Below are 20,228 nucleotides of genomic sequence, written 5' to 3'. Positions count from 1 at the left end.
GAATTGGCGTCTCCTTTTTTTGTTGTTTATCAACGCGCAATTCAGTTAAAATAAATACAAGTGTTGTAAAATACTGGGGGGCGCAATTTGAAACAATCAACGTATCTAATAGGGACTGTCATCCTGGGATTATCAATCGTACTGTCTGCTTTTATTCTCAGTAGCGCAACGAATAAAACAACTAAACAAGAGAACAATCCACAAGTTATCAATTCAACAGCTGATTTAATGACAATAACTCAACTTGCTGAATATCTGCAAACAAGTGAACAGGCATTAGAAGACATTATTTTAAAGGATGATTCGGAAAGAGCGGAACTTAGCAGCTATGACACGTATCGATTCATCCCATATTTAACAATCGCTGAGCAGAAAAGATTTATAAAAGCGGAAATCGATGAGTGGTTAAAGTATCAGAATGACCATAACTACCGCTGATCTGCTGTGAATAAAAAGTGCTTAGTTTTTCGATAAACTAAGCACTTCTTTTATATCATCTCCAACAATATGTCACCTTTTAGCATCTTCAAGTGTGTTAGTAGTGAAAGGGGTTGATTGACGTTGCAACAAGTAGTTTGGTCGACTGAACTAGATGTAGAGCAAATGGTTGATACATACGGCAATATGCTGTTCAGGATATGTCTTGTTCTGTTGTCCAATGAGAAAGATGCAGAGGATGTCGTACAAGACACTTTTATAACTTATCTAACTAAATCTCCAAATTTCAATGATGCAGAACATGAGAAGGCGTGGTTGATAACGATTGCCACGAATCGCTGTAAGAATATGAGAAGATACAATATTATTCGTAAACATATGGATATCAATGATTTGCAACTCTATAGTAAAGAGGATGAAAATTATGGGTTACTTGATCACCTTATGAGATTACCAACTAAACATAAAGTTGTATTGTTACTTCATTATGTGGAAGGCTATAAAGTCGATGAAATAGCAAAAATCCTTACTATTACTACATCAGCAGTGAAAAAGCGATTACAACGGGGAAGAGAGCTTCTACGGGAGAGATATCGAAAGGAGAATGAAAATGAATTTTGAGAAGATTAAAGAGGCTGTTACTTCAATTGAAATGTCAAAAGCAATGGAAAATCGTGTGAAAGAGAATATTGGAAAGAGAAAATCGGTTCACATGGATTTTAAAAGGTGGATTCCGGTAGCAAGTGCATTTGCAATCCTATTGGCCATTATGATGGGCATTCCGTATTTTAATAAAGATGGAGAGCTCCAAGTTGCAAACTTTGCAATCACGGCTTATGCACTGAGTGATGATGGGAAAGAGCTGAATACAACGATTACATCAGAACAAGCTGCTATTGAATTAGCAACTAACGATAGAATGGGTATTACGGGTATGGGCGGTGATGGAGGTGGATACATCTTCACAGATGTTATGCTCAAAATAACTGGAGAACAAATCGAGTCAATTACGTATACAATGAGCCACGGCAAGTTTGTAGAAGATGTTACATTTACTGTAGAAGATGTTACATTTACATCTAAAAAGCATCCAGGCGCTGAATGGTTAAGATCGGAAAAGATAGATTTCGTTATTAGTGAGCCGGGTTCAGGTGTATATGAGGGTATAAGGAATATCGGGAAAACGTACACAGTTACCTATAATGAACAGGAAAAATATAAATATACCCTTGCCATTCCTCACGATGGTAATAATGTAATAGTTGACGACGTAATCATCAAAGTAAATGTAACATATATAGATGGCAACTCTGAACAACAAGACATTCTTGTAACGCAAGAAGAAAATTCTGTTTTATTGAAGCTGCTAAAATGATTGAGGTGCTTTAGCAATATGAGGATAATAAACGTAAAAACGCTCATTTTGAGCGTTTTTTTCGAGTGAGGACATGCAATTCACGTTAGAATCGATGTCTCCTTTTTGTTTAAAACAATATGGTACTATTGACTGGCAAGCAGTTTATAAAAAGAATAATAACTAAGCAGCTTTAGGAGTTGAACTTATGCCCTTAACATTCGCTCATCCGGCAGCAGCGTTGCCTTTTTCGAGAAACAGTAAATATGTAAATTTCCTAGCATTGGTTTTAGGAAGTATGTCGCCTGACTTTGAGTACTTTCTAAGAGGAAAACCATCTGGCGAGATTGGTCATACATTTATCGGGTTTGTGACTTTGAATCTTCCGGTTGTCTCGGTTGTTTATCTGATTTATCAAGCATATATACATAGAACTTTATTTGAACATTTACCGTTTTTCCTGCAAGAAACGCCTTCTGAAAAGCAGGATTCATCTAAATCGTTAAAGGCAGTTGTCTTTCTCTACTCAGCGTTATTTGGCATGCTGACTCATGTAGTCTGGGATTCGTTTACGCATATCAATGGTTTTTTGGTGAATAAATTATCGGTGCTTAAAAATACTTTGCAAGTTTTCAATTATAATATTCCAGTCTATAAATTCCTTCAACATGGCAGCACATTTGTAGGAATAAGTGCCATCGGTATTTATATGTTTTATCGGGCGACAAAATATAATAGGAATCGGGGTAGGGGGACAGAACCGATACAAAAATTGAGGTATTGGGGATCAATCGGATTGTTATCAATCTTTTTGTTTGTGACATGGCATTTCATTCATTCAATCCCGATTGAATTATACGGAGTTATTGTTGTGCGGATCATAGATTCTGTCCTGGCCAGTTTGCTGATTGTTTCACTTTGCTTTAGTTTTTTCTACAGACACAAAAAACGCTCGTTTTGAGCGTTTTTTTTATAGCATTCTTACTCATACCCGCCTACCGCTTCGGGCAGTTCCTTATAGCTATCCTTCTTTTTAATCAAATCAAAAATCGTCTCCCGCAAATCAATAAGCTGCTGCGCTTCTTGAGTCGGTTCACAATAAGTTTCTGAAACGGTTTGTCTTATTGTTTCCTTGTTGATAAGAATAACCCATTCGTCTTCCCCGTATGGTTCCATCGTGCACCCAATTGGTTCAGGTATGAGTTGCTTTGTGTCTGCAATATTAATTTCCTTCATCTTGGCATAAATAAATTCCATTTCCTCTTCGGTAAATGTCATATCAGTCGTTACAGTCCCTGCGGTAATTAAATCTTTCGTAAACGTACTAGTAAATGTATTGATTTCATGCTTCTTTCCGGCGCCGTATTGGATAGCAAAGCCAAAGTCCTCAGGGATATCCTGAGGCATTGGGACACCAGGATCACTTTTTTTGTTTCAATTACAGATTGATTGCAAGCGACTAGTAGGAAAATAAGAAGTGTAAAAGGTAAAAGTCTTCTTAACTATAATTCCTCCTTTTCCTACTAATAGCATTACACGACGGACATCTTCTTCTTCCCCACGGATGTCTGATAACTATGAAGCGCCATACCGATAATGATCACCAATATACCGATCATAGAAAGCGGACCAGGAAAAGCGATATGTAAAATGATCATTTCGCCGATCATCGCGAAAATGAGCTCTGTCGATTGCGTCGCTTCCACCGCAGCGAGCTTGCCTTGGTCATGTTGGACAAGGTCTGTGGCCATGAAGAAAAGCGTCGTTGCAATGACGCCTGAGCTAACCGCGACAATTAGCGACTGGATAACCTGATTCATGGAAGGCGGTCCAACAGTCAACATTGCGTAAACAGCAAATCCGATCCAAACCGGAATCGTCATCAATGTCATCGCTAGCACACGTTGAAACATATCAAGCCTTCCCTGCAACAAATCCATCATTTTCCGATTACCCAAAGGATAAGCGAACGCAGCAATGACAACGGGAAGGATGCCGAGCAATAAAGTACGCGTATCGACACTGTTCGCATTCGGGATTTGAATCAAGACAACACCTGCAAAAATGATCAATGTAATCAAAAGTGATACGAAAGGAATCCGCTGTCGAATCCTCTTTTCTCCTTCATCTGTCTTCACGACTATGACGAATAGTGGCGCTAACAGAACGCCTGCGACAATCGTCAGTTGCCAAGTTCCCGCTAGCAGCCATCCAGGACTATACGCTGCAGAAAAGGTCAAAGGGGCATAGAATAATACGAATGCAACGATGCTCCAGCCGAAAAAGGGAAGGGGCTTTGCAGCCATTGCCTTGCCTGTATCTCGAAGCCCTTTCCGATACGCCACGATGGCAATCAAAAATGGAACCATGAAGAAATAGCGGAGGGAGGCGCTCCATAACCAGCTGCCTCCCGAAATCTCCATCGATCTGTTTAACACGAACGTCACCGCGAAAAACAGAGATGATAAAATACCGATCCAAATAGCTTTCACAGCAACGCCCCCTTATGCGCGTTCTTCGAATAGCTTTACAGCTTCGATGATTACATTCGTTGCCTTCTCCATATTGTCGACAGAAATATATTCATATTTGCCGTGGTAATTCTCTCCGCCTGTGAAAATATTCGGCGTCGGCATGCCCATATAGGAAAGTTGCGAACCGTCCGTTCCACCGCGCACCGGCACGATATCCGGCTTAATATCGAGTACTTTAAATGCATCCGAAATAATATCCACGATTTCCATGACTGGCTCGATTTTCTCGCCCATATTGAAATATTGATCGTTCAGTTCAAGCTCAACAACATGGTCGCCGTGCTCTTTCTTTAGTTTAGCAGCTGTGTCGACGAACAATTGCTTGCGCGCTTCAAACGTTTCACGGTCGAAGTAGCGGATAATATAGTGCAACTCGGTCTTCTCGACAGATCCATTAACATTCATCAGATGAACGAACCCCTCGTAACCGTCTGTCACTTGTGGAATCTCATTCGCAGGCATTGCCGCTTGGAATTGGTTCGCGATGAGAATGGAGTTCACCATCTTGTCCTTTGCGGATCCCGGATGCACATTCGTTCCGTGGAACGTGACTTTTGCTCCAGCCGCATTGAAGCTCTCATATTGCAGCTCGCCAAGCGGTCCGCCATCCATTGTGTAGGCATACTTTGCACCGAATGCTTCTACATCGAATTTATGTGGTCCACGCCCAATTTCTTCGTCAGGTGTGAAAGCAACACGCAGTTTACCGTGTTTAATTTCCGGGTTCTGAATCAAATACTCCATTGCCGTCATGATTTCAGCAACTCCGGCTTTATTGTCGGCACCTAACAACGTCGTGCCATCTGTTGTGATGAGTGTATGACCTAGATAATTTTTCAGCTCAGGGAATTTGGAGACTGACATTGTCGTCTGTTCATTCAACTGGATGTCGCTGCCGTCATAATCGTCGATCCGCTGTGGATTAACGTTTTTGCCAGTGTAGTCGGTCGCCGTGTCGACATGAGCGAGAAATCCGATTACCGGCAGATCTTTGTCGGTAGTTGACGGTAAAGTGGCGAATAAATATCCGTTTTCATCCAAAGTGATTTCTTCCATGCCAATTTCAGCAAGTTCTTTTTCAAGTACGTGCAGCAGATCCCATTGACCAGGTGTGGATGGTGTGGATGTGCTATTCGCATCCGATTGTGTATCGATTTTTGCGTAACGAGTCAGACGTTCAATCAGTTTTTCCTTCATTCCAAATACCTCCAGTTAATGAAAAGCATAGTTTCCTTTATCTTATCAGATTGTTTCGATTCACGGAATACTTGACGACCCGGCTGCCAATGCTTGCGGCGATGAATACCTGTGCAGCATAGTATGTCACCATGACAAAGGCTTCCCGATAAGGAATATCGATGATGAATCGGTCTATGGCGAGCACGGAATCCGAGAACATGAAGAGCAGCGCACCGGTAATGGCCAGTGCCATTCTCGTACGGATCGCCATCCATCCCATTGTCAAAATGACTGTGATATAGGCGAGGATAGCCAATCCAAGCATGGTTTCTCCATTGGTGAACTGGGACCCTGCAATCCAGATGGCCATAAGGACACCATAAAGCACAAGCAGAATCGCAGCCCATATCGGTACACGTTTACGGCTAGCAGTCTTAAAAGCGAAGATGTAAAAAAGATGCCCGATGAAAAAGGTGATAAGTCCTGCCATGAACCAATAGATGACACCATCTGCAATCATGCAGACACATAATCCCGCAATGACCATTCTTTTATATGTCTGTGACACAAGTGGCAGCGTCATCGCAGCGAACATGATAATGAGCGCCATCGGAATAAGCTTCATGAAAATCTTGAAACCGACTGGATCAGGCGGGATGAAAAAGATATATATGGCACCTATTATGATGATGGCTGTCAATAAAATTATCCTCACTGCATGTACAGCTCCTCTCCTCCTTTTCATTTCGATAGTCGGAGGCGGAAGTCCTTCTATTTAAGTGTCGTCAACAGTTTTTTTGTCCGTAGGATATCAATGAAAACTTCGAGTGCCTTCGTTTGGAACGGTGTATTTGTCACAATGGAAAATTGACGGCGGTGGGGGAGTCCTTTCACATCCAACACTCGCAAATCGCCGTTTCTCAATTCTTTTTTAATCGACCAATGGGAGAGTAGGCTGATTCCGAGACCCGCTTCGACCGATTCCTTGATCGGCTGCGTGCTGCTGAAATCCATGAGCTTCGTCGGTGAAATCCCGTGTTGCTCGAATAAATTATCCATCGCTTCCCGCGTACCGGAGCCGTGCTCACGTACAATCCAAGTCTCCTTCTCCAAATCCACCATTTCGAGCGGTTCTTTCCTACTGACAAGCGGATGCTCGACAGAACTGACTATCACCATGGCGTCTTCAGCAAAATCCTCTACAATGAGCCTTGCCGCATTGAAATTCCCTTCCACAATTCCGATATCGAGCTGGTGGCTTGCGACGAGATCGGCAACGGTCGCCGTATTGCCGATTTTTACAGTCGGTTGGATATCGGGATAAGTCTGTTGCAAATTGGCGATAATGCGTGGCAACACGTATTCCCCGAATGTATAACTTGCACCGATCGACAATGGACCGCTAGCCTTATTCGCCAGATCATCGACAAGGTTTTGCATTTTCGTATACAAAGCAAGAATTTCCTTCGCATGATGGTAGACGATTTCCCCGGCCTTGTTTAGACGGACATATTTATTCGTACGTTCCAGCAGCCTTGCCCCGATCAGTTCCTCGAGCTGACGGATATATTGGCTCACTGCCGGCTGGGTCATATGATGCTCTTCGGCAGCGCGTGAAAAGCTCTCTTTTTCCGCTACCGTAACGAATACTTGAAGTCGTTGGTCCATATCCATCCCTCCTTGCGTTCAATCATATCATTTTACTTATCATGGGTATTATCATAATTTATTTTACTTATGTAATGGGGCATATTAGGCTTAGACAGGAGGTGGTACATTTGGTTGAAAAGAAGAGTACGAATGAAAAAAGCATGTGGATCGCCGGGATTGCATTCACATTTTTCATTGCATTTTTAGGTTTTATATTAGCGAAAGTACCCGGATTCAATCACATCGGACAATTGGCTAGCGCAATCATCATAGCTGTTGCGTATCGGCAATTATTCGGTTATCCTGAAGCGCTTCGTGGCGGAATCACATTCTCATCGAAAAAGCTGCTGAGGCTAGCGATCATATTATACGGATTAAAATTAAATATCGATGTCGTCTTCCGCGATGGATTGGGCTTGTTGGCGCGTGATATGCTCGTCATTGCATTTGCAATCGGGCTAATGATCCTTCTTGCCAAGTGGCTGAAGGCAGATAAAAGCATCTCCATGCTGCTTGGCGTCGGGACGGGAGTTTGTGGGGCTGCAGCCATCGCGGCGGTTGCGCCGATCATCAAAGCGAAGGATGAAGACACCGCAATCGGAGTCGGCATCATCGCCATGCTCGGTACCGTGTTTGCCATCGGCTATACAGTATTGCGGCCGATTGTGCCGTTGCTCCCGACAGAATACGGAATATGGTCGGGCATGAGTCTTCATGAACTAGCCCATGTAGCAATTGCTGCGGCTCCCGCTGGGGAAGATGCGCTAGCACTTGCGCTACTTGCAAAACTCGGCAGGGTATTTCTCTTAGTGCCGTTATGCTTCATATTCATATATTTCATGAAACGTAAAAGCAAAGGGGAAGAAGAGGGGCAGAACAAAATTGAATTCCCTTGGTTCCTCGTGGGGTTCATTGCGATGAGCTTATTCGGAAGCTACGTGCTTGGCAACTTGATTCCGGTATCTGACAGCGTAATGGCAGGAATCAGCACTGCAACGACATGGCTATTGACAGCCGCAATGGTCGGACTCGGCTTGAACGTAAGCTTGAAAGACTTGCGTGAACGCGCGATGAGACCGTTGATTGCAGTGACAATCACATCAATCTGCTTGTCTGTTTTGGTGTATTTCATAATATGAAATCAAGAGCGCCTTTGTCCGCAATAGGAAAAGGCGCCTTGTTTATTTTTACCATATTTCGGTTGCCGCAGCGGGGAAGTTGCAACATCGATAAGGACATTAAGGTGTGATCTTTTGTATAGAAACTTTTAACAATACTCCTTTCTTTAGAAAAGCGTAGTTCGTCAATTATCTTATATGTTAGAATTGGGTGAGTAGTCCAGGTGGATAAAAGGCTGGTTCATAAAATCATTCAGCTGCCCGATATTGAAGAATCGGGCTATTTTCATGAAGAAAGGAGTTTTGATTTGAGAAAAATAGATGAATTAAAAGCTGGAGTCGCTGTAATTATTTTGAACCAGGAGAATCAAGTTCTATTGCAAAAAAGAGCTGATGTTGGCTTATGGGGAATTCCTTCAGGACATGTGGAAATTGGTGAAACAGTGTCTGAAGCAGTCATGAGAGAAGTAAAAGAAGAGACTAATTTAGATATAAGTATTGAAAAGCTGATTGGTGTTTATTCCGATCCTGAATCACAAGTTTTCAATTATCCAAATGGCAAGGTAGTGCATTTTATAACGACTTGTTTTCTTGCTGAAATTACAGGAGGGGAACTTAAATGTAATTCAGATGAATCGCTTGAAATAAAGTTTTTTGGACAGGACAACTTACCAGAAGATTTGTTAACAATGCACCCTCAATGGTTAGAGGATGCTCTTTCAAAAAAGGAAGCGGCATTTATTCGCTGACTAATATTCTAGAATCGAGCGCTCTTGCAATAGCAATTAACCAGAATCGAATCATTTTCTGGAATAACTTACTTAAAGTGAAATGGATGATTACGGCAATTAATAAATGACATAGTTAAAGGTCTTGCTAAAATAGTTAATTCGGAAAACCGATCAATCATATGCAATCCATATGATTGATCGGTTTCATTGCGTTTTTTTTAAAAGTTAAAAATGTTGTATACTTTTTTCCTCTACAAATGTTATATAGGTGAGTGATCACAACGAATTAAAAATGGATATCCAAAAGTTGGTGAAGATTTGAATGATGAATGGGGGCAGCTACTCCTAGAACATGCAAAAGTTGTATTTAAGTATTTGATCAAAATCGGTGCTGCAAAAGAAGATGCGGAAGATATTACACAAGAAACGATTATGAAAACAATTGAATATCTCCAACAAATTGAACCAAAGAAAATGCGGGCGTGGATGTTTAAGGTGGCGATTCATCGCTATTACTCTCTTTATAACAAAAATAAATCCGTTGTCAGGTTATCCCATGAAGATTTAGAGCTTTTATTACCAGTCTTTGAGCATGTAGAGAGCCATTTAACAATGAAAGAGCAGGCGAACGAATTGGTAGGGGCATTGCAGGAACTTCAGACCAATTTTCAACAACTGCTGATTTTAAAGTATTACATGGAATTATCGTATAAAGAAATCAGCGAGATATTAGATGTGAAAGAAACGATTGTGAAGACATATTTACAACGTGCACGCAAAAGTTTTAAAAAGATATGGGAGGAAAAAGGATATGAGTGATGATATTTTCGATGTCGAGAAAATGGAGAAAACCATTAAAAAAGCAAAGCGACTGGCCAATTGGAAAACAGTTTTGATGACGATTATAGTTTTAATTATCGCCACAATAGCTGGTACTATATTGAATAGGAGTATTACCTACAAATTAGAAAAACCTGTTCAGTTTTCCGCTACAGGTTTTCATGAAATATCTGCGCCGAATGAATTCATTGGAAAGTTTGAACGTTATCAAGGATTTTTAGGAGGAGAAAACCGTTATACGACTTATAAAATAATCGAAGGAAAAGTCGTATATACAGGACAAGAAAGATATGGATACGGACTCTTTCGTGATGAATACTTAAATCGAATAGGAATTGAGTCCCCGCTTCTAATTGGAAATAGCTATTCAGAGAGAGATGTACAAAAGCAACTATACAATGAATTAGGCCAACGTGAAATGATTTTTTTCTATCCGTTTTTGGAGTATCAAACCTATCGTGATGATCTAACATTGCTTGATGATATTGGGGAGGACAAAGTAATGGAAGTCGCTTTATCTTTTGATCGGGGCTATACATTCGAAGAAGTGCAGTCTTTAATCCCGACCAATATGACACTTACTTGGCTCTGGGTGGATGACGTCAATGAAGGGGAAGATGACTTTCAATTTAAGCATTTTGACGAAAATGGTAAAGTGACTGGAAATGACAATTTACTTCGTTCAGAACATACTGTTTATGGACTATCTCTGTTAGATGATGATGGAGATTTGAAAGAAAAACCTGTTCTACGCTTTATCGGCGCGATTGAAGCAAGTCAACAATTTAAAGCGCGCTGGCAAGGTGAGTTTAAACGCTTATACAACACGCTAAAAGGGGAAGATGGTCAGTTAACCGAGGAAGACTTGCAATTTTATGGTGCTGTTGTCACGGGGGATGGCAAAAACTTAACCGAATTAAAAGAGTTACCATTTATTAAAGCTTCATCTATCGGGGTAATTACAGATAAGTACTAAAAGATATAGTGGAAAAAAATCAGAGAAACTTTCTCAGAAGTATAAAAAGAGATCTATAACAACGTTGATAATGGGCACGATTGCCGCATAGAAAAATTAAAGAAAACCAAAAGAAAAAGGGCACTCCAGAGGTGGAGATGCCCTTTTAGATATAAATTAACTAACTGAGTAGTTCTTATGAGAAACAACGGTGAGGTTGGATGCGACACCAATACGGTCGGCGTCGTCCTCCGAAATTTTAACGATGACTGAGTTTTCGAGAATCTTATGAATCGTTCCGTTCACCTCATAATCATTGCGAACGAATGAAATCTCCTCATCGATATGACGAGCTGCGACAAAATCTGAAACAGGTTTCTCTCTGCGTGGAAATGCCAAACGAATCACTCCTACTGTTTATTCTCATCATAATCCCTAATGAAAAACTGCTGCTTAGGTGCATCCTAAGCAATTGATATCATGATGGAAAACAACTAGTTGAAACCGATCCCTATCAAGTTGTCTATAACTAGTATACCATAAATTGTCGAACTTTGCAGAACTCTGAATCGTTAATGCCCAGTCGCTTGACATTATACCTAGAGGGGTATAGAATCAGAATTGTAACAAACGATAAAGGAGCTGAAGGTACGTGCATTACGATGATAAAATCGTAAACCGATTAAAAAGGATTGAAGGCCAAATCAAAGGGATTTTACGGATGATTGAAGAAGGAAAAGACTGTAAAGAAGTCGTCACTCAATTGTCAGCTTCCCGTTCAGCGATTGACCGTACGATAGGCGTCATTGTCAGCTCAAATATTATTTCATGCATGCAGAACGTTGATGAAAATAATCCGATGTCTCAAGAGGAGATTGTAAAAGAAGCAGTTAATCTCCTAGTAAAGAGTCGCTAACAGTTGACTCTTTTCTTTTATCGGTTTAATATACCCCTAGGGGTAGTGGTATAATGAAAAGAAAGGATGATTGAAAATGTCGGAAACGAAAAAGACGACCATTGTTTTGTTCAGTGGTGACTACGATAAAGCGATGGCTGCCTATATCATTGCGAATGGGGCTGCGGCTTATGACCATGAAGTGACGATCTTCCATACGTTTTGGGGGTTGAATGCACTTCGCAAAGAGGATCACGTTCCAGTGAAGAAAGGGCTTTTGGAAAAAATGTTCGGGAAAATGATGCCGCGTGGCGCAGATAAGATGGGCATTTCAAAAATGAATATGGCTGGAATGGGACCTAAAATGATAAAGCATGTCATGAAAAAGCACAATGCGATGACGCTTCCCCAATTGATCGAGTTGGCGCAGGAACAAGACATTAAACTTGTCGCTTGTACAATGACGATGGATTTATTAGGTCTTGATCAAGCAGAGTTGCTGGAAGGCATCGATTATGCGGGCGTAGCTGCTTATTTGGCTGATGCACAAGATGGAAATGTGAATTTATTTATTTAAAAAAGGAGGAAATAACATGAATGAAGTAACAGCAAAAGAAATCGAAACAAAACTATCCGCGGGACAGCCGCTTACCCTTATAGATGTCCGTGAAGTGGATGAAGTCGCTGAAGTAAAAATTCCTGGCTCCATTAATATCCCTCTTGGATTATTGGAGTTCCGTATGAATGAATTGGATAAAACTAAGGAATACACAATGATTTGCCGGTCGGGAGGACGCAGCGGACAGGCGACGAACTTCCTTGAAAATTACGGATACAAAGTAGTTAATATGGCAGGCGGCATGTTGGCTTGGGAAGGTCCGACAGAGGATTTATTTACAAAAAATAATACCCCGGGGGGCAAATCAGAAGACAGTGCGGTTACACCGATGACAGCTGGAGAAGTCGCAAAGAAAGTGATCAATAAAGAAAAGTTCTTCATATTGGATGTCCGTAATGAAGATGCGTTTGCAGATTGGAAAATTGAAGGGGAAAACATTCAATATTTGAATAGCCCTTATTTCGATTTACTCGATGGCGTAGAGGAAATCCTTGATCAAATTCCGACTGATAAAGAGGTTGTTGTCGTCTGTGCGAAGGAAGGTTCTTCGATTTTTGTCGCGGAAATGCTTGCTGAGGCAGGTCGTGACGTTCACTACTTGCAAGGGGGCATGAAAGCATGGAGCGAACATTTGGAGCCGGTGAAAGTCGGTGACTTGAAGGATGGCGGCGCGATCTATCAATTCGTCCGGATCGGAAAAGGCTGCCTCTCTTATATGATTGTGTCGAACGGAGAAGCGGTCATTGTGGATGCAACAAGAATGACCGATGTCTTCCTTGATTTCGCTAAACAATTGAACGTAAAGATTACGAATGTACTCGATACACATCTACATGCGGACCATATTTCCGGCGGTAAAAAAATTGCGGAAGCCGTGAATGGAACATACTGGTTGCCGCCGAAAGATGCAACAGGAGTGACGTTTGATTACGAGCCGTTGGAAGGCGGCCGTGTGATCACAGTGGGAACATCGAAAATCGATATTCAAGCGCTTTATTCACCAGGTCATACGATCGGTTCCACTTCGTTTATCGTAGACGATGCTTATTTATTGTCAGGAGATATTTTATTCATCGACTCCATCGGTCGCCCAGACCTCGCGGGTTTGGCGGAAGATTGGGTCGGCGATCTGCGGGAAACATTGTATAGGCGCTATCGGGAGTTGGCGGAAGATCTACTCGTACTTCCCGCGCACTTCATGATTATCGAGGAGTTGAATGAAGATGGAAGCGTTTCGGAAAGGTTAGGAACGCTGTTCGCGAATAACCACGGCTTGAATATTGAGGATGAACAGGAATTCCGTCAACTGGTGACAGGAAACTTGCCTCCTCAACCAAACGCGTACCAAGAAATCCGTCAAACGAATATGGGGAAAATCAATCCTAACGAAGAAACGCAGCGGGAAATGGAAATCGGACCGAATCGTTGTGCAATAAGGTAATTTAATCAAAAAGGAGAAGATGAAAATGAACGTAACAAAAGTATTAGATGCAAAAGGGTTGGCATGCCCAATGCCGGTTGTACGTGCAAGAAAGACGATGAAGGAAATGGAGACGGGTGAAATCCTGGAAATCTTCACAACTGACAAAGGCTCAGTCGCTGATTTGACAGCATGGGCGAAATCCAGCGGCCATGAAATGGTTGATCAAAAAGAAGATACAGGCGTCTTCACATTCTGGATTAAGAAAGGCTGATTGTAGGGTAGGGGGTATCTGAGTAGATACCCTTTCCTGATTTAGGAGGTAAATACTCGATGGATATGACATTTCTAATAACGATTTTCCTCATCGGATTTTTAGGATCCTTCGTTTCCGGAATGGTAGGAATCGGCGGATCAATTATCAAATACCCGATGCTATTATACATTCCGCCATTACTTGGAATTGCCGCATTCTCTGCGCACGAAGTTTCAGGAATTAGTGCAATTCAAGTGTTCTTCGCGACAATATCCGGAGTGTGGGTATATCGGAAAGGCGGATATCTCAATAAAACGCTGATCATATACATGGGGAGCGCGATTTTGGTCGGAAGTTTTATCGGGGGCTACGGCTCCAATTTGATTTCTGAAGGAAGCATCAACCTCGTGTACGGAATTCTTGCAACGATTGCCGCCATCATGATGTTCATCCCGAAAAAAGGATTGGATGATATTCCGGCGGATCAGGTTGTTTTCAATAAATGGCTTGCAGCCGTGCTCGCTTTCATCGTAGGGATTGCAGCTGGAATTGTTGGAGCTGCCGGCGCGTTCATTTTAGTTCCAATCATGCTAGTCGTTTTGAAAATCCCGACACGCATGACGATTGCTACTTCTCTCGCCATTACATTCATTTCATCAATCGGTTCGACGGTAGGGAAGATCATGACAGACCAGGTGCTTTACGGTCCTGCAGCTGTCATGATTGTAGCAAGCATCCTCGCCGCGCCACTCGGGGCAAAAGCAGGACAGAAGATGAATACGAAAGTATTGCAGGGGATATTGGCAGTGTTGATCTTAGGAACGGCTGTGAAGATTTGGTTAGATTTTTGATTGTTAAAAGGCAATCTCATTGAAAAAACAGAAGCCTCATTCCGAGTGCTTCTGTTTTTTCTTGAATGATGTGCGAATGCGTGGCTCCGTCCCTTTGCGAATACGCTTCAAGTTTTCGATATGCTTCCAGATTGCCATAAGGAAAAGTAAAGCTGCAATTACTATTGTCCAATAGCCATCTAACCAAACGGCCATGACCAATAAAGTAATGTATAACATGATAACGCCAAAGACAAGAATGTCAGATATGATGGCCACTAGAATGAATAGAATGAACCCGGCAAGTCCGAACCGCCAGTCAATCGCAAATAGTACACCGATTACAGTTGCTGTCCCTTTCCCTCCGTTGAACTTCATATGGAACGGATAGTTATGGCCGAATATAACAGCAGCACCGACAGCGAATAATAATAAAGTGATGTATTCCGTAGGCAGGCCGAAATGTCCGGTAATTAATCTGACGGCAATGACAGCAAAAATTCCTTTGCCAATATCAATCAATGCAACAAGCGCGCCATACCGTTTCCCAAGAACGATCATCGCATTTGATGCCCCGGCGTTTTTAACACCGGTTTCTTTCAAATTAACCCCCGAAATCCAACGCGCGACAGTCGAGCCATGCAGACAGCCGACCAAATATCCACAAATTATGTTAGCTACAATCCATAACGTCATAAAAATCCCCCAAAACTAATATATTCATATACACCGATGTTCTATTTTGACTGAATCGCGTCCAAAGCAACTGGCTACGCGCTCAAAGAGGCTGCATCCGCGCTCAAAAAAGCCACTCCCGCGCTCAAAGTATCCACCCGCGCGATCAATCCGTCATTCCGACTACTACAACTATTATAACATCGAAGATAAAGCGCAAGTTTCAGAAAAAAATAAATTCACCCCTTGACTTTTAAAAAATAGTCTCCTATACTGTTCAACAAGATGAAAAACTGAATAACCAAACTCTTATCAAGAGCGGCGGAGGGACTAGGCCCTGCGATGCCCGGCAACCGGCAAGTGACGAACTTGCAAAGGTGCTACTTCCTACAGATTCGTGAAAACGGTCTGAAAGATAAGAGGAGGAATAAGCGAAAGCGTAACCCTTCTCTTAGCGAAAGGGGTTATTTTTTATTCCCAAAACCCCCAACGCCTCCGCATTGCACCATTTTCATCTTAAAAAACCACTGGAGGTAATGACAATGACAAACAAACCACTTCAACCAGAAACTCTTCTCTTACACGGAGGGCAAAAGCCGGATCCGATTACAGGTTCCCGTGCTGTGCCAATCCACCGTACTACTGCATTCGTATTCCGAGATACTGAACATGCTCAAAACTTATTCGGCCTGCAAGAAGCAGGGAATATTTATACAAGAATCACGAACCCGACCGTTGCTGTCTTTGAAGAAAGGGTAGCACTTTTAGAAGGTGGAACCGCTGCAGTTGCTCTGTCTTCCGGAATGGCAGCAATCGCATTCTCCATTCTGAATATTGCGGGTGCAGGTGACGAAATCATCGCTGCCGGCAATCTTTACGGCGGTACGTATAATCTATTCGCCGTCACGCTTCCACGCTACGGTATCAATGTGAAATTCGTGGACGCGGACGAACCTGAAAACTTCCGTGCCGCGATTACAGATAAAACGAAAGCGATTTTCGCAGAAACAATCGGGAATCCTAGCCTTCAAGTCCTTGATATCGAAGCGGTCGCTAACATTGCTCATGAAAATGAAATCCCATTCCTCATCGATAATACATTCGCATCCCCATACGGATCGAACCCAATCGAGTTTGGAGCTGACGTTGTCATTCATTCCGCAACGAAGTGGATCGGTGGCCATGGAACGACTATCGGAGGCGTCGTAGTTGACGCAGGGAAATTCGACTGGACGAGAGGCAAGTTCCCGGGCTTCACGGAGCCGGATGAAACGTACAACGGTCTTCGCTACGGAATCGACACGGCGGGAGCCGCATTTGCGACGAAGCTCCGCGTCCAATTGCTGCGCGACTTCGGACCTTGCCTGGATCCTGATAGTGCATTCAACTTCCTTCAAGGGCTGGAGACGCTCCATTTGCGTGTGACACGCCATAACGAAAATGCCGTGAAAGTCGCTGAATTCCTACAAGCTCATCCGTCTGTGGAATGGGTGACGTACACGGGTCTTGAAGATCATCCAACACATGAAAATGCAAAGAAATATTTGAAGAACGGGTTTGGTTCTATCATCGTCTTCGGAATTAAAGGCGGCCGTGACGCAGGACGCAGAGTGATTGACAATATTACGCTATGGTCGCATGTTGCGAACGTAGGGGATGCAAAATCGCTTATCATTCATCCTGCATCGACGACGCACCAGCAATTGTCTGCGGAGGACTTGAAAAAGACAGGAACGCCAGAGGAATTGATCCGTCTGTCTGTCGGACTGGAGTCTACTGAAGATATTATTGCGGACCTTAAACAGGCGATTGAAAAAGCTGCACCGGTAGCCGTTCGCTAACTATTGCTATGATTAACATCTAGCTGCGAAAGCCGTCACATAGAACGGCTTTTGCGAGTAAAAGCGAAGCGTTACGAGCACGGGCTAAACGCCCTCCTCCGCTTTAGAAATGAAAGGGTGGTTTCAATGCCGTCAATTAAAGTGGCCATACTCGGTTTTGGTACGGTCGGTGAAGGTGTTTATAGAATCCTGCAAGAGAAGCGGGAAGAAATTAAAAAAAGCACTGGCTTCACCGTTGATGTCGTATCCATCCTTGTGAAAGACAAGGCGAAAGAGCGCCTGCCGATCATAGGCGCGAATTTTACAGATGATATACAGGACATATTGGGGAATCCCGAAATTGATATCGTTCTTGAAGCGATTGTCGGGGAAGAACCTGCTTATACGTATTTGTCAGATGCGATTGAGAAAGGCTGTCACATCATAACTGCGAACAAAAAGATGTTTGCAAATCACGGACCTGCGTTGAGGAAACATGCCGAGTTCCGGAATGTGCAAGTCGGGTTCGAAGCGACGACAGCTGGCGGTGTACCGATTATCCGGACTGTGACCAATCTGCTGGTAGGCGACCGGATTAAACGGATCCAAGGCATTTTAAATGGGACGTCGAATTTCATTTTGACGAAAATGCGCGATGAAGGATCTTCTTTTAAATCAGCGCTCTCACATGCACAGCAAAGCGGTTACGCGGAAGCGGATCCTGCGGATGATGTGGATGGCACGGACGCCTTCCGAAAGCTGATGATTTTGAGCTCGCTCGCTTTCGGCCAGCAACCGGATTGGGAAGATGTACCAGTTGTTGGAATCAATCATCTTGAATCGATCGATATCGATGATGCATCAAAAGCCGACCTTCGTTATCGTCACGTGGCAGATATATGGGAGGACGAAAAAGGGAAGCTGCAAGCGACTGTTGGGCCGGTTTTGATTGGCGCTGATCACCCGCTGTTCAGCATAGACGGGGTCAACAATGCAATTATTGTAGATACGGAGTACCTCGGGCCGTTGAAATTAGTAGGCCCCGGAGCAGGAATGTATCCGACGGGAAGTGCGATGGTGGCCGACCTGCTGCATATCATTCGCCAACACGAAGCAGTCCTGGTGCCAAATTAAAAAAGTGGAGGAGGAATTTTTAATTCCCCTCCACTTTTTTCTATGCCATTTAAATGGTATCTTTCGCTTTTCTTCTCCTCGGCCTTTCACTCTTTGGCAGTTCGCTTTGTAATGCTTTGATTAGAGAAACGATCATGAGCAGTATGATGAAAGAGAATGGCAAGGCGGCAATGATGATTGTATTTTGCAGTGCTGTCAATCCGTTTACTGATAACAATATGATCGCAATGGTCGACTGGATAACTCCCCAAATGATTTTTACGCTATTTGGCGGGGTCAATGAACCATATGTGGACTGCATGCCTAACACAAATGTCGCCGAATCTGCGGAAGTGATGAAAAACGATGCAATTAACAGAACTGCGACAATGGAAATAATGAACGATAAAGGCATCGCATGGAACATTTCAAAAATCGTCAATTCAGTGTCTGTTTTCGCTAAGTCTGCAATCCCTTTACGCTGCATGTTAATGGCAGTCGTTCCGAAAGCTGAAAACCAGATAGCGCTCAAAACGGTTGGTGCCAACATGACAACGACCATGAACTCTCTGATTGTCCTGCCCTTTGATACCCTCGCAATGAACATGCTGACGAATGGTGCCCAGGAAATCCACCAAGCCCAATAGAAGATCGTCCAACCTTCCAGCCACTCACGATGAGCGTCATTCAACGGTGCAGTCCGGAAACTCATTGAAACGAGGTTGGCGAGATAGCCTCCAATGGAATCGGTGAAAACATTGAAGATCAGCAACGTCGGTCCTAAGATGAGGACGAAACCTAATAGGGCGAGTGCAAGTATCAGGTTCGTGTTCGACAAATATTTGATTCCTTTGCTAAGCCCCGACCAGGCAGACATGACAAAGAGTACTGTCACGACAGCGATAATGATCAGTTGTGAAGTGAATCCGATTGAAAAACCAAATAGATAATTCAAGCCTGCGTTAATTTGAACAGCACCGAAGCCGAGAGAAGTGGCAACGCCAAAAGCTGTTGCAAATACGGCAAGTACATCTACGAGGACGCCCCATGGCCCCTCCATTTTTTTACCGAAAATCGGCTTCAATGTTGCTGAAATTAAACCTGGCTCCCCTTTACGGAATTGGAAATATGCAAGAGCAAGTCCGACGATCCCGTACATGGCCCATACATGCAATCCCCAATGGAAGAATGTTTGTCGCATTGCTTCTTTAAATGCAGCATCAGTATTAGGCTCCGCTGTTGCGGGATTGATTGCATAGTGGGATAGCGGTTCTGCTGCCCCGTAGAAGACTAACCCGATTCCCATCCCTGCAGAAAAAAGCATGGCAATCCAAGTGATTGTCGAAAACGATGCACGGTCTTCATCTTGTCCTAATCGCACTTTGCCGAATGGGCTAAAAATGAAGAAAAGGCTAAGCACAAGCAGGAATGAGAGCAGGAGCATGTAATACCATCCGAATGAAGATGATACGAAGGATTTGATGGAATTTGTGACGGCTTCAAAACTCTCCGCCGCAATCACTCCATATCCAACAGCCAATATAATCAGGCCGATTGTTATATAAAACACATTTGATATTTTTCGCATGTTTCCCCCTATTAATAATGGATTTTTGAAACGACTACACACTATACCAATCATGTAGTGGGAAAGCAAAGGGAGTGAAAATCTAGTCACTTACAACAATCGCTCATTTGATTTTTTTATTAACGCCGGTAAAATGCATCCCAAAGGTGCCTGTTAGAAATAAATAGCATATTTCGAATTGAAAATCCGACTAGTATTGAATGAAAAAATTGT

Annotated in this window: 23 protein-coding genes, 1 pseudogene and 1 riboswitch; of the genes and pseudogenes, 16 read left to right on the top strand and 8 right to left on the bottom strand. The window is 42.9% G+C overall.

Annotation, left to right across the window (positions count from 1 at the left end; genetic code table 11):
* Positions 1 to 87: 87 nt before the first annotated feature.
* The 4 genes from M3191_RS03255 (at position 88) to M3191_RS03240 (ending at position 2,753) form a co-directional block, all read left to right on the top strand.
* Complete coding sequence (locus M3191_RS03255) at positions 88 to 438, top strand: Clp protease ClpB (RefSeq protein WP_251697998.1); 351 nt, start codon at positions 88 to 90, stop codon at positions 436 to 438.
* Positions 439 to 561: 123 nt separating this feature from the next.
* Positions 562 to 1,059 carry an RNA polymerase sigma factor gene (locus M3191_RS03250; RefSeq protein WP_251697997.1) on the top strand — a complete coding sequence of 166 codons (498 nt, stop codon included), beginning with the start codon at positions 562 to 564 and terminating at the stop codon, positions 1,057 to 1,059.
* Complete coding sequence (locus M3191_RS03245) at positions 1,049 to 1,813, top strand: hypothetical protein (RefSeq protein ID WP_251697996.1); 765 nt, start codon at positions 1,049 to 1,051, stop codon at positions 1,811 to 1,813. The genes M3191_RS03250 and M3191_RS03245 overlap by 11 nt, the downstream gene beginning before the upstream one ends.
* Positions 1,814 to 2,000: 187 nt before the next feature.
* Positions 2,001 to 2,753: a DUF4184 family protein gene (locus tag M3191_RS03240; RefSeq protein ID WP_251697995.1), complete on the top strand. Its 753-nt coding sequence runs from the start codon at positions 2,001 to 2,003 to the stop codon at positions 2,751 to 2,753.
* Between the two features lie 20 nt (positions 2,754 to 2,773).
* Here M3191_RS03240 and M3191_RS03235 read toward each other — a convergent pair whose 3' ends face one another.
* From M3191_RS03235 to M3191_RS03215, 5 genes are all read right to left on the bottom strand, one after another.
* Complete coding sequence (locus tag M3191_RS03235) at positions 2,774 to 3,199, bottom strand: hypothetical protein (protein ID WP_251697994.1); 426 nt, start codon at positions 3,197 to 3,199, stop codon at positions 2,774 to 2,776.
* Between the two features lie 125 nt (positions 3,200 to 3,324).
* Positions 3,325 to 4,284 (bottom strand): DMT family transporter, encoded by a 960-nt coding sequence (locus tag M3191_RS03230; protein ID WP_251697993.1) that lies wholly within the window; start codon positions 4,282 to 4,284, stop codon positions 3,325 to 3,327.
* Between the two features lie 12 nt (positions 4,285 to 4,296).
* Entirely contained in the window at positions 4,297 to 5,523 is a 1,227-nt protein-coding gene (gene pepT, locus M3191_RS03225; RefSeq protein ID WP_251697992.1) for a peptidase T, read from the bottom strand.
* 37 nt (positions 5,524 to 5,560) lie between these two features.
* Positions 5,561 to 6,220, bottom strand: coding sequence for a lysoplasmalogenase (locus M3191_RS03220; protein ID WP_251697991.1), 660 nt, complete (start codon positions 6,218 to 6,220; stop codon positions 5,561 to 5,563).
* A 56-nt stretch (positions 6,221 to 6,276) separates the two neighbouring features.
* Complete coding sequence (locus M3191_RS03215) at positions 6,277 to 7,173, bottom strand: LysR family transcriptional regulator (protein ID WP_251697990.1); 897 nt, start codon at positions 7,171 to 7,173, stop codon at positions 6,277 to 6,279.
* 143 nt (positions 7,174 to 7,316) lie between these two features.
* Between M3191_RS03215 and M3191_RS03210 the strand changes: the two genes are divergently transcribed.
* The 4 genes from M3191_RS03210 (at position 7,317) to M3191_RS03195 (ending at position 10,820) form a co-directional block, all read left to right on the top strand.
* Positions 7,317 to 8,294: a YeiH family protein gene (locus M3191_RS03210; protein WP_251698088.1), complete on the top strand. Its 978-nt coding sequence runs from the start codon at positions 7,317 to 7,319 to the stop codon at positions 8,292 to 8,294.
* A gap of 287 nt (positions 8,295 to 8,581) precedes the next feature.
* Positions 8,582 to 9,022 (top strand): NUDIX domain-containing protein, encoded by a 441-nt coding sequence (locus M3191_RS03205; RefSeq protein WP_251698086.1) that lies wholly within the window; start codon positions 8,582 to 8,584, stop codon positions 9,020 to 9,022.
* A gap of 300 nt (positions 9,023 to 9,322) precedes the next feature.
* Complete coding sequence (locus M3191_RS03200; RefSeq protein ID WP_251697989.1) at positions 9,323 to 9,823, top strand: RNA polymerase sigma factor; 501 nt, start codon at positions 9,323 to 9,325, stop codon at positions 9,821 to 9,823.
* The gene (locus M3191_RS03195) at positions 9,816 to 10,820 is read left to right on the top strand and encodes an anti sigma factor C-terminal domain-containing protein (protein WP_251697988.1); all 1,005 of its coding nucleotides are present in this window, start codon (positions 9,816 to 9,818) and stop codon (positions 10,818 to 10,820) included. The genes M3191_RS03200 and M3191_RS03195 overlap by 8 nt, the downstream gene beginning before the upstream one ends.
* Positions 10,821 to 10,976: 156 nt before the next feature.
* On the opposite strand, the gene M3191_RS03190 is transcribed toward M3191_RS03195, so the two are convergent.
* Positions 10,977 to 11,207 carry a DUF2187 family protein gene (locus M3191_RS03190; protein ID WP_251697987.1) on the bottom strand — a complete coding sequence of 77 codons (231 nt, stop codon included), beginning with the start codon at positions 11,205 to 11,207 and terminating at the stop codon, positions 10,977 to 10,979.
* 244 nt (positions 11,208 to 11,451) lie between these two features.
* Between M3191_RS03190 and M3191_RS03185 the strand changes: the two genes are divergently transcribed.
* The 6 genes and pseudogenes from M3191_RS03185 (at position 11,452) to M3191_RS03160 (ending at position 14,840) form a co-directional block, all read left to right on the top strand.
* Entirely contained in the window at positions 11,452 to 11,715 is a 264-nt protein-coding gene (locus tag M3191_RS03185; RefSeq protein ID WP_251697986.1) for a metal-sensitive transcriptional regulator, read from the top strand.
* 76 nt (positions 11,716 to 11,791) lie between these two features.
* Positions 11,792 to 12,271, top strand: coding sequence for a DsrE/DsrF/DrsH-like family protein (locus M3191_RS03180; RefSeq protein ID WP_251697985.1), 480 nt, complete (start codon positions 11,792 to 11,794; stop codon positions 12,269 to 12,271).
* A gap of 16 nt (positions 12,272 to 12,287) precedes the next feature.
* Positions 12,288 to 12,557: pseudogene (locus M3191_RS03175) on the top strand (rhodanese-like domain-containing protein); the annotation flags it as partial.
* 84 nt (positions 12,558 to 12,641) lie between these two features.
* Positions 12,642 to 13,754 (top strand): MBL fold metallo-hydrolase, encoded by a 1,113-nt coding sequence (locus tag M3191_RS03170; RefSeq protein ID WP_251698084.1) that lies wholly within the window; start codon positions 12,642 to 12,644, stop codon positions 13,752 to 13,754.
* Between the two features lie 25 nt (positions 13,755 to 13,779).
* On the top strand, positions 13,780 to 14,007 hold the full coding sequence (locus M3191_RS03165; RefSeq protein ID WP_251697984.1) for a sulfurtransferase TusA family protein: 228 nt from the start codon (positions 13,780 to 13,782) through the stop codon (positions 14,005 to 14,007).
* A gap of 59 nt (positions 14,008 to 14,066) precedes the next feature.
* Positions 14,067 to 14,840 carry a sulfite exporter TauE/SafE family protein gene (locus M3191_RS03160; protein ID WP_251697983.1) on the top strand — a complete coding sequence of 258 codons (774 nt, stop codon included), beginning with the start codon at positions 14,067 to 14,069 and terminating at the stop codon, positions 14,838 to 14,840.
* Between the two features lie 36 nt (positions 14,841 to 14,876).
* Here the strand turns inward: M3191_RS03160 and M3191_RS03155 are convergent, their stop codons facing one another.
* Positions 14,877 to 15,515 (bottom strand): glycerol-3-phosphate acyltransferase, encoded by a 639-nt coding sequence (locus tag M3191_RS03155; RefSeq protein ID WP_251697982.1) that lies wholly within the window; start codon positions 15,513 to 15,515, stop codon positions 14,877 to 14,879.
* Between the two features lie 285 nt (positions 15,516 to 15,800).
* Positions 15,801 to 15,916, top strand: a riboswitch (SAM riboswitch).
* Positions 15,917 to 16,036: 120 nt separating this feature from the next.
* On the opposite strand from M3191_RS03155, the gene M3191_RS03150 reads away from it, so the two are divergent.
* Both M3191_RS03150 and M3191_RS03145 read left to right on the top strand, forming a co-directional pair.
* Positions 16,037 to 17,335 carry an O-acetylhomoserine aminocarboxypropyltransferase/cysteine synthase family protein gene (locus tag M3191_RS03150; RefSeq protein ID WP_251697981.1) on the top strand — a complete coding sequence of 433 codons (1,299 nt, stop codon included), beginning with the start codon at positions 16,037 to 16,039 and terminating at the stop codon, positions 17,333 to 17,335.
* Between the two features lie 126 nt (positions 17,336 to 17,461).
* A complete protein-coding gene (locus M3191_RS03145) occupies positions 17,462 to 18,448 on the top strand; it encodes a homoserine dehydrogenase (protein ID WP_251697980.1) in 987 nt (328 codons plus the stop codon).
* Positions 18,449 to 18,497: 49 nt separating this feature from the next.
* Here the strand turns inward: M3191_RS03145 and M3191_RS03140 are convergent, their stop codons facing one another.
* Positions 18,498 to 20,015, bottom strand: coding sequence for a glycine betaine uptake BCCT transporter (locus tag M3191_RS03140; RefSeq protein ID WP_251697979.1), 1,518 nt, complete (start codon positions 20,013 to 20,015; stop codon positions 18,498 to 18,500).
* Positions 20,016 to 20,228: the final 213 nt, after the last annotated feature.

The sequence above is a fragment of the Sporosarcina luteola genome, from assembly GCF_023715535.1.
In the GTDB taxonomy this organism is placed as follows: Bacteria; Bacillota; Bacilli; order Bacillales_A; family Planococcaceae; genus Sporosarcina; species Sporosarcina luteola_B.
Note: the sequence above shows the minus strand (reverse complement) of the source record. Positions and strands in the feature narration are given on the sequence as shown.

Coding starts and splice junctions, on each gene's coding strand:
- M3191_RS03160 (WP_251697983.1), top strand. CDS start 14,067: ATGGATATGACATTTCTAATAACGATTTTCCTCATCGGATTTTTAGGA.
- pepT (WP_251697992.1), bottom strand. CDS start 5,523: ATGAAGGAAAAACTGATTGAACGTCTGACTCGTTACGCAAAAATCGAT.
- M3191_RS03245 (WP_251697996.1), top strand. CDS start 1,049: ATGAATTTTGAGAAGATTAAAGAGGCTGTTACTTCAATTGAAATGTCA.
- M3191_RS03145 (WP_251697980.1), top strand. CDS start 17,462: ATGCCGTCAATTAAAGTGGCCATACTCGGTTTTGGTACGGTCGGTGAA.
- M3191_RS03180 (WP_251697985.1), top strand. CDS start 11,792: ATGTCGGAAACGAAAAAGACGACCATTGTTTTGTTCAGTGGTGACTAC.
- M3191_RS03240 (WP_251697995.1), top strand. CDS start 2,001: ATGCCCTTAACATTCGCTCATCCGGCAGCAGCGTTGCCTTTTTCGAGA.
- M3191_RS03195 (WP_251697988.1), top strand. CDS start 9,816: ATGAGTGATGATATTTTCGATGTCGAGAAAATGGAGAAAACCATTAAA.
- M3191_RS03140 (WP_251697979.1), bottom strand. CDS start 20,015: ATGCGAAAAATATCAAATGTGTTTTATATAACAATCGGCCTGATTATA.
- M3191_RS03215 (WP_251697990.1), bottom strand. CDS start 7,173: ATGGACCAACGACTTCAAGTATTCGTTACGGTAGCGGAAAAAGAGAGC.
- M3191_RS03170 (WP_251698084.1), top strand. CDS start 12,642: ATGACAGCTGGAGAAGTCGCAAAGAAAGTGATCAATAAAGAAAAGTTC.
- M3191_RS03165 (WP_251697984.1), top strand. CDS start 13,780: ATGAACGTAACAAAAGTATTAGATGCAAAAGGGTTGGCATGCCCAATG.
- M3191_RS03155 (WP_251697982.1), bottom strand. CDS start 15,515: ATGACGTTATGGATTGTAGCTAACATAATTTGTGGATATTTGGTCGGC.
- M3191_RS03235 (WP_251697994.1), bottom strand. CDS start 3,199: ATGCCTCAGGATATCCCTGAGGACTTTGGCTTTGCTATCCAATACGGC.
- M3191_RS03210 (WP_251698088.1), top strand. CDS start 7,317: ATGTGGATCGCCGGGATTGCATTCACATTTTTCATTGCATTTTTAGGT.
- M3191_RS03150 (WP_251697981.1), top strand. CDS start 16,037: ATGACAAACAAACCACTTCAACCAGAAACTCTTCTCTTACACGGAGGG.